Origin of the sequence: Halolamina sp. CBA1230, assembly GCF_002025255.2 — an archaeon.
In the GTDB taxonomy this organism is placed as follows: Archaea; Halobacteriota; Halobacteria; order Halobacteriales; family Haloferacaceae; genus Halolamina.
Map to the genome: position 1 here is coordinate 45,107 of NZ_CP054590.1, position 7,800 is coordinate 52,906.

The 7,800-nt window shown below is 56.7% G+C and carries 5 protein-coding genes and 2 pseudogenes; 6 read left to right on the plus strand and 1 reads right to left on the minus strand.

Annotated features, from left to right (window positions below; genetic code table 11):
• Window positions 1–663: 663 nt before the first annotated feature.
• The 5 genes and pseudogenes from B4589_RS17980 to B4589_RS18000 all read left to right on the plus strand — a co-directional run.
• On the plus strand, window positions 664–2,016 hold the full coding sequence (locus tag B4589_RS17980) for a site-specific integrase (protein ID WP_079232134.1): 1,353 nt from the start codon (window positions 664–666) through the stop codon (window positions 2,014–2,016).
• An 898-nt stretch (window positions 2,017–2,914) separates the two neighbouring features.
• Complete coding sequence (locus B4589_RS17985) at window positions 2,915–3,328, plus strand: hypothetical protein (protein WP_255246186.1); 414 nt, start codon at window positions 2,915–2,917, stop codon at window positions 3,326–3,328.
• A 326-nt stretch (window positions 3,329–3,654) separates the two neighbouring features.
• Entirely contained in the window at window positions 3,655–4,068 is a 414-nt protein-coding gene (locus tag B4589_RS17990) for a hypothetical protein (RefSeq protein WP_176330583.1), read from the plus strand.
• 235 nt (window positions 4,069–4,303) lie between these two features.
• Window positions 4,304–4,816 carry a hypothetical protein gene (locus tag B4589_RS17995; protein ID WP_176330584.1) on the plus strand — a complete coding sequence of 171 codons (513 nt, stop codon included), beginning with the start codon at window positions 4,304–4,306 and terminating at the stop codon, window positions 4,814–4,816.
• Between the two features lie 6 nt (window positions 4,817–4,822).
• Window positions 4,823–4,894 (plus strand): annotated as a pseudogene (locus B4589_RS18000) (RNA-guided endonuclease TnpB family protein); the annotation flags it as partial.
• A gap of 254 nt (window positions 4,895–5,148) precedes the next feature.
• On the opposite strand, the pseudogene B4589_RS18005 reads toward B4589_RS18000, so the two are convergent.
• Window positions 5,149–6,065, minus strand: a pseudogene (locus B4589_RS18005) (RNA-guided endonuclease InsQ/TnpB family protein); the annotation flags it as partial.
• 800 nt (window positions 6,066–6,865) lie between these two features.
• On the opposite strand from B4589_RS18005, the gene B4589_RS18010 reads away from it, so the two are divergent.
• Window positions 6,866–7,105, plus strand: a complete 240-nt coding sequence (locus tag B4589_RS18010) for a hypothetical protein (RefSeq protein WP_255246189.1) — start codon at window positions 6,866–6,868, stop codon at window positions 7,103–7,105.
• Window positions 7,106–7,800: the final 695 nt, after the last annotated feature.

The following is a 7,800-nucleotide window of genomic DNA, read 5'->3' on the forward strand; positions in this document are numbered from 1 at the left end:
TTTGTGTGTAGAGTCTACACATATTTAGTTTCCTCGCCGTTCAAGAGACCGGATCGAGTGACCGCATCGTGAAATGATATTTCGGGCAGTACCGCTCTGCTAGCGAAGTTCTCTGTACCGTTTACAGCGTGACTTCCCGGTATGGGAACTCCAGCTATGTAGGGCTGTTACGGGCAGAGGCTTCCGGTGTGAACCTCAAGTGACGGTGACGAGCGTTTGTCGGCACCCCAAAATAACAAAATGCTCTGTTGGCAGTCAGCGTAACACCTCTCCGATTCTCAATGGGGAGCTCCTATCTTCCTGCGAGGAGAGAATCCCGCCCTTCAGGGCGGGGAGGATGTCACGCCAGGTCTAATGTATATCCTCAATGCATCGTTCAAAATGGGCGGATGGAACCGGGGGTGTTTCTATTATCTCAATCTGGTAGGTACCCACATTATTTATAAGAAAATACACCTACCTTTCATTGACGTTTTTCGGAGAAATGCACAGGAAGAGACCCTTAGGAGTAAAAAATAATATCACTCTAAATCGGGGATCTCCTATATTATCCTTTACTGACTTGACCCCTAAGTATTTACCGCTGAGGAAGGGAGTCCGGAATGCAGTGTTCCGAACTACCCGCGACGGGCTCAGTACCTGTGTCCAAGAGGTGAGCCCGTCATGGTAAGCGATAAGCGGCGAATAGAAAAGCGCATCGTCAGAATCGATCCGGAACGTGGTCCGGACGGCAGTACCGACCCGGAGATCGCCAACGAAGACCGGGAGGTCCTCCTCGCATTCTACGAGACGCTCAAGTACATCAACCGGGCCGACAGCCGATTCAGCAACGCACGCGTGCTGTCGCTACTCGATACGATGATCCTCACGAGCAAACACGTCGACGTCCCACTCGACGCCACACTGGACCCCGAAACTGGGCCAGAGGCCGTCGACGCCGTCACAGACTGGATGGACCAGCACTACGGCAGCAACTCGCTCGACACGCGGTACAGTTGCTTCAAAATCTGGGGCGAGGTGATGACCGACGGCGACGAGCAGCCGGATCACTTCGAGGCCATCACGCTGAACAACGGCCCTGCAGATCCGACCCCACAAGCGTCGAACATCCTCCGATACGAGAACGAGATCATTGACGCCATCCGCGTCCAGACCAACAAGCGCGACAAGGCGATCGTCGCGACGATGTGGTCCACCGGTGGCCGGCCGGCAAGCGAGCTCCACAGGCTGCGCATGAAGCATGTCGAAGTCGAAGACGGGTTCGTGCGTATCTCAATCCCGGAGGATACGAAAACAGGGAGCCGCGAGATACAGATGCACACGGGGTCACCATTCCTCGTCCGCTGGATAGAGAATCACCCCGGTCACGATGTCGAAGGCGGGATTACCCCCGAGATGCCGCTGTGGGCTAACCTCCGTCCCGGGTTCGGCGACATCTACGATCCGATTAGCTACAACCAGTTCGTGAAGCCGTTGACGAAGGCAGCCGAGGCCACGGACATCCAGAAGACGCTGACGGCGCAGCACTGTCGACGGAGTCGCGCATCCGACTTAGCGTCGAAGACCTACATTAGTCAGGTCGACCTCGAACGTCACTTCGGCTGGTGTCGGCAGTCGGACGCGCCGCGTCACTACATCGTCAAGTTCGATGAGACAAGTCAGAAGCGGATTGCCGCCGCCGACGGCGCCGACGTCGACCCCGAGGCCGACACGGTAAACATCGCGCCCGTTCGCTGCGAGGGCTGCGGTCGGTGGACCGAGCGGCACCTGGATGAGTGTATCTGGTGCCCCACACCTGTGCCGGCTGACCTGACCGACACGGCACACCCGCCGGCCATCATGGATGAGGCGAACTTGCTCGACCTGATTGTTGAGGGCGAGATTACGGCGCGTGACTTGAAGGCGCTGCGGAAACTCGAACCGGTCATCAAGCAGCGGTCAGACCTGTTCGAGCGGCTCAACGCCTACATCCGACACGCCGAGCAAGTGGAGGAAGATTCAGACGAAGAGAGTTAACCAACAATATCTGAATCGTCCTCCCTATCTGTTGGTTAATTCGATAGGGAGCACTACCGATATTCCTCGCCTCTTTTCACCGAATTCTCACTACTAGTGAGTGAGAATACGAATCTATTTTTAAATACAGGAGGTATGCCTAGGTGGCCTGAAAGCGGCCCCCGGCGGCGTAACGCCGGGCACCAACGCTGCCACAATGACAGCATACCAGACTACACAGTCACGCAGTGATAACTCTAACCGTCGCCCCACCTGGGGCGACCACGAGTCGTTATTCACGCGTGACTCACGACCCCGACGTATTGCCCGCAATATTATCACTCACACAGCCACTCATTCGTGGACTACAGCGAGTACTCAGTCGACGGGACTGGATTCGCCATCTTGGTCCAGTCGACCCAACCGTCAGACGGCAGCTCAGAAGGGCAAGGGCAACAACTCCCGCGGTCGCCACAGCGAGCGGGATACCGGTGGTGACGTGTACTAATGACGGCCCGCGTTATTCCCATCGCTGCATCCGACGCATTCACAGCCATTTCGAATCGACGTCGACGACGCGTCATCTGCATCCTTGACCGAACAACAGGCGACGTCGCGGTTAGCAACCTCGCCGAACATATCGCGGCAATCGAACACCAATGCCGTCCTCACTGTGTATCCAGCAACCAGCGCGCAAGCGTATACGTCGGCCTTATCCAGAATCATCTCCAGCGACTGGATACACTCGGTATCGTCGATTACGACGACCGCGCCAAACGCACGCGTACAACAGATGTAACACGCCCCCTCGCCATGTATATCCGGCAACTCACATCGATCCGCACGCCACTCGGCGGTTCATCCCCACAGCAGGCACAGCCACACCAACACGTACACGGAACCCCTGTGGGGGGCAACGATGCGTAAGCCAGCGCCATCGTGGTCGGACGCAGCCGCACTCGCCTTCGCCAATGAATTCGACCCGGCTACTGTCACAACGGTCTGTTCAATCCTGGGGAATCGGCGCCGACAACTTGCCGTTCTGTACCTGCTGACGTGCGATACTGACGAGTGGGTCTCACTGGCCAACCTCGCTCGCTGGATTACCGCCGTTACGACCGACTCATCACTGGACGCTGCGACCGGTAGTGACTATCACAACATCAAAGAGTCACTCCGCCACACCCATCTGCCAACGCTTGCCGACGCTGGGGCCATCACCTATGATGCTGACCGGACACGCCTCACGCCAAGCGATACCCTTCCCTTCCTCGGCCGGCTCCTCTTCCACCTCCTCATCGTCTCAACAGCCACAGACAAAGACATGACCTGACGGCCCACGGCAGCAGCCTCTTTCTAGGTTCTGTCAACAGTCCTCGACGAAGATTCTACTCATGGACGCGGTCAGCTTCGACAGAAGCAGCGGTAGAAGGCTACATCAAACCAGTTCGCAACTGATTGAATTTCGGTCCCAGAAGCGTCTTCCGGTACGTGTCCCGATCAGAACGAAGCTAGATTGTCGTGAATTCTGCAATCAGTCGTTGGAGTGTCAATCCAGGAATGCCAGTACAACGCTGTTCGTCCCTGGATTGGTGTGGAATCCGTGCTACATGCGCAATCGGTCATTGTTGATGGAGCTGGAGCCCCACAACCAACGTAATGGCGAATCGCCGACCCACGACACCTGAACATACAGACGACAACCAGCGCAACACCCACCAACCACTGGAAGAGCTCGCACAACACGTCGACGAAAGCAATCCAACTACGATCGACGCACATCCAGACTTCGACATACTTGACGATTACAACCCAGACACCCAGCTAACCGGCCGTGTCGCCGCCTGGTTCACCCGACAACCCCACGGCGGCGTCCTCTTCGGTGGCCTCTGCCTCCCCGGCACGTACAGCGTCATCCCTTGCCCAGACGACCAACACCCAGACGCACTCCTCGGCACCGAACTCACCGCCACCCCCGTCGGCTGGTACCACGCCCCCGCACATCTCGATAACCAACACGACCTCCCCGATCCATCAGGCACCTATCTCCTCATCACCCCACACCACGACTAATGCCACTAAACCCACACAACAGCAGCGTTCGCAGCTCATACTGTAACATCCTCACCAAGTGGATGACCAACGAACACGAACAGTTCAACCACCATTGCTCGTAGCGAAAAGCGACTACCACGGTCGGATCCTTTCAGGCCCGGAAGTACAGGACCTCAATGCCAAATCACATAACTGGGTACTCACACAGGGGTTCACGTGTCCGAGCTGCGGAAAACGCGTTAGGTATACCGACGTGGCAGCCGACCAGCCCTTCGAGTACTTCCGGCACACTGATGGCTCCTCTGACTGCTTCCACTCAGATTCAGTCTCGGATTCTCACCGCATTGCCATGGAGGTCACGCTGAAAGCACTACACAACAGAATCAGAGCGGTAACCGGGAAACCAGTCGAGATTGACGACGAACGGTGGGTTGGAATCCGTCCGAACTTCGTGGTCGCAGACATCCGCGTGACATCACCACTCCAAGTCGCCGCCGAGGTTTACTACAGATCTGAACGCCTTGCGTTAGGTCGTAAACTGGACACCATGTTCGAGAATGATTATCGAACATTTCTGGTCTTCCATACAGACGGCCGCCACGATGTCGACCGAGTCCAACGGTACATTCGGCGTGTCGCACCACTCCGTATCGGACGATTCAATCCCGAATCGCTCGAAGTCACGCTCGGCGACCTCTTCTCCGAACAGAAATTCGAACTGAATGCAGCCAGTCGAGACGTACTACCAAACTACATCGCCCGATGAGACGCCGATACGAAGTCGAACCGTGTTGAACGTGGCCTGTACGTTTGCTCGTCGTGTGAGTTGGTAGCCAATGCGGATTTTGACCTCCTCCCACGGCCGAAGCCGTGGGATTCCCCGATGGGGATATTAGGGTTGCGCGTTTCCTCGGCGGCTCAAATACGCTTTCGCGTGACCAGCGTCAACGGTCGCCGCCCAATTGTTACCGAGGGCGTGCTTTCCAGCGCGTGTAGCCGGGTCAAAGCGGCCTTCCCACCTGCACGTGGCAGGCGACCGCGAAGCGGTGGGCAGGGTGTTCAGCCTGCTGGGCTGCACGGTTCGCGGCACCCGAAGTGTTACGCCGTGCATGATTCACCCTCTCGTTGACTGATGTTTTCAGCCGCGTTCAAATCCGCGTGCCGCACATACCCACAGTGCGGGCACTCGAACTTGCTCCCGTCACGACCCACGAGTTCATCGCACTGACTGCACTCCTGACTCGTATTCTCGGGGTCTACTTTCTCAACGCGAATCCCTTCCTTCTCGGCTTTGTACGTGATGAACTGTTGGAGTTCGTAAACGGCCACGAGTGGACACCGTTCCACTCGCTACCGTCACGGATGTTTTCGAGGTCTTCGAGCTTGATAACGGGATTCTCGAACTGACTGGCGTATTCGACGAGTCGTTTGGAGAGGGTGTGGTTCATGTCTTGGATGCGACGGTACTCCTTGTTACCTACGCGATTTCGGGCGCGATGCGCCCCAGTTTCCTGCAGAGAGTCACGTAGGGAACGGTAGTACCGCTGCACGAACTTGTGCTCCTTGCCACTCACAAGGAACGACTCAGCACTCGCATTGTCTGGCGTTGCAGCGAGGATGTAGTTGTGGCCAACGTCAACACCAATGGGTGTTTCCTCGCCATCCTGTTGCTCGTTGTATTCGACGGTGAATGAGCAATGCCAGTCGCTGCCTTCTCGCCACACGCTGAGTTTTGTCTTCTCAGCGTCACCATCGAGTGGGGTTTGGACGGGTTCTTCGATGCTGTCGTGGACGTGGATTGGCGTGTACCACCAATCACTGATGCATGGGAATCCGACGACGACGGAACCGTTTTCAGTCGTGTCGATCTCCCAGTTTTGGTTGTTGACTTCGATGGGCTGTTCGCCCGTGTATTCGAGAGGTTCGTCGTCGTAGTCGCTTTTCGCGTTCCGGATGGCTTGGTTTTGGAGTGCTGAGTAGAGTGGGTTGTCGATGTCGCCAGTCGTCACGGACTTGCGCTACTCGGTCGCTCCACTCCCTGTGTTGCTCCTTGGGCAAGGAGAATTAGCGCCTTAATTCAGCTAAAATGAATCGTCAGCGACAAAGCTTCGGAAACAATTGAGGGATAGATTATTAACCAACATACTCTCCTTGCGATTCAGATTGTTGGTTAACACTCTAAGCGTGTCAACAACTGAGCTCGGACTATGAACGAGTTTCGCCTCAGAACATCGATAGGATGAGTTGGAGTGCTGTCTCTCTTGTACTGAAGCCCCGTCGAGCAATTTTGAATAGGTTCAACGTCCCGAATTCGCGGGAAGCGGAGGTTTTCATTCGTCATCTCCCTGGAGAGCGTGGCCATCCAGCGAGGCGTTCTTGACATAGAGCCAGTCGGAACCCTATCAGTACTCCTCGAATTCCCCCCGTTTACCCCGTGGTCGAGCAATTTTAGCGAAATAGTGGTGAGGCGGTAGCTCGTCGAGGTATTTTCTATCGCCTCAAATCGGCCCGACGAGGTTCTTCTGCGATTTGAGCGCGTTATTTCGCCTTGCATATCGCGGGTTTCGTCCAAGAAAGAGGCGATATGCAATGTGCGAAGGCCGCTGGCTCTCTCCGGCCGAGGGGCCATCTCTGGGGTCCTGCTTTCAGAAATGTATCAGTTTGAGAGCACAGTATCGTCTACTGAGTCACCGGAGCTTTCGTCGTCCCAACGACCAGCCTGAGGTATCGGGTTTTTGCCTCCTCGAGAGCCCTGTCTGTGAGTCCGTCTCATGGGCCCCTGATGTTGATGACCGCGGCGCGCATCCTATAGGATATGGACTGTCCTGCGTGCGGTGGCCCGGTCACGCTCGAGGTTGGGCCGGACCGACCGCCGTCGACATCACTATCCGATGCAGTGCTCGATGCTACTGAAGACGAGTGGCTCGACGTCGTCCAGGCGTGCTGGGACTGTGGATGGCAAGAAGAGCGCCTGCACCGCGTCGAGGCAATCGATACGACCGCGGCGGTGCAGACGCGATCGATCGAGTGGAGGACCAACGGAGGCTGCCTCTGACACACCTACGCTCAAGCGAGGTCGACCCTCGCTATCGGCTATCTGGTTGTCAGGGTAAAAATATTGGGGTAAAGACATTTCACAGAGGTATTATAGACCGCGATCCCGTCGCCAGCGTCTCACCGAAGGACCCTGCAGGAACACGTCCGAGACAACCGGCTCGCATAGCTGGCGGCGCGGAATGTGCTCGCCTGTGGCGACGACGGCATGACCTGCTGGTAAGCAAAACAGGCGCCGGCTCCCCATCCGGAACTGGGCGCCGAGTTGTCCGGCGACCCGAGGGCGAGACGGACACGCTCGAAAAATCCGCGAGCGCTAAATGAACCGCAGGTCCGCAAAATCACCCGGCGGGGAGATGCCGGGTGATGTGTCATCCCGTTGTCGTCGGCGCTCGATGGTCAGGCCGAGCGCCATCTGGTGATTAGAAAGACCAGAGTATGAACGTTCTGGCTCCACCCTCTCTCCGGATCCACACTCGATCAACGGCTGGTTGCTCCGTTTGATAGCCTCCCACGAATGGGTGGGCGTCCGCGCACAATGTGTCACCACACCTTTGCATCCGGAGGCGGATGGCCCCGATGTCCCGTGTCTGGATCCACCCCGATACAGTGTCCAACCTGTGGATGGACTGGCCAACAGTCCGATCTCGAAAACGAAGAGCAAGGATTTGCGTGCCCAACGTGCGGTGAGAACGT

Bases quoted from the DNA above. Each gene is read 5' to 3' on its own strand.
- B4589_RS17985 (WP_255246186.1), top strand. From the start codon at position 2,915: ATGCGTAAGCCAGCGCCATCGTGGTCGGACGCAGCCGCACTCGCCTTC.
- B4589_RS17990 (WP_176330583.1), top strand. From the start codon at position 3,655: ATGGCGAATCGCCGACCCACGACACCTGAACATACAGACGACAACCAG.
- B4589_RS18010 (WP_255246189.1), top strand. From the start codon at position 6,866: ATGGACTGTCCTGCGTGCGGTGGCCCGGTCACGCTCGAGGTTGGGCCG.
- B4589_RS17980 (WP_079232134.1), top strand. From the start codon at position 664: ATGGTAAGCGATAAGCGGCGAATAGAAAAGCGCATCGTCAGAATCGAT.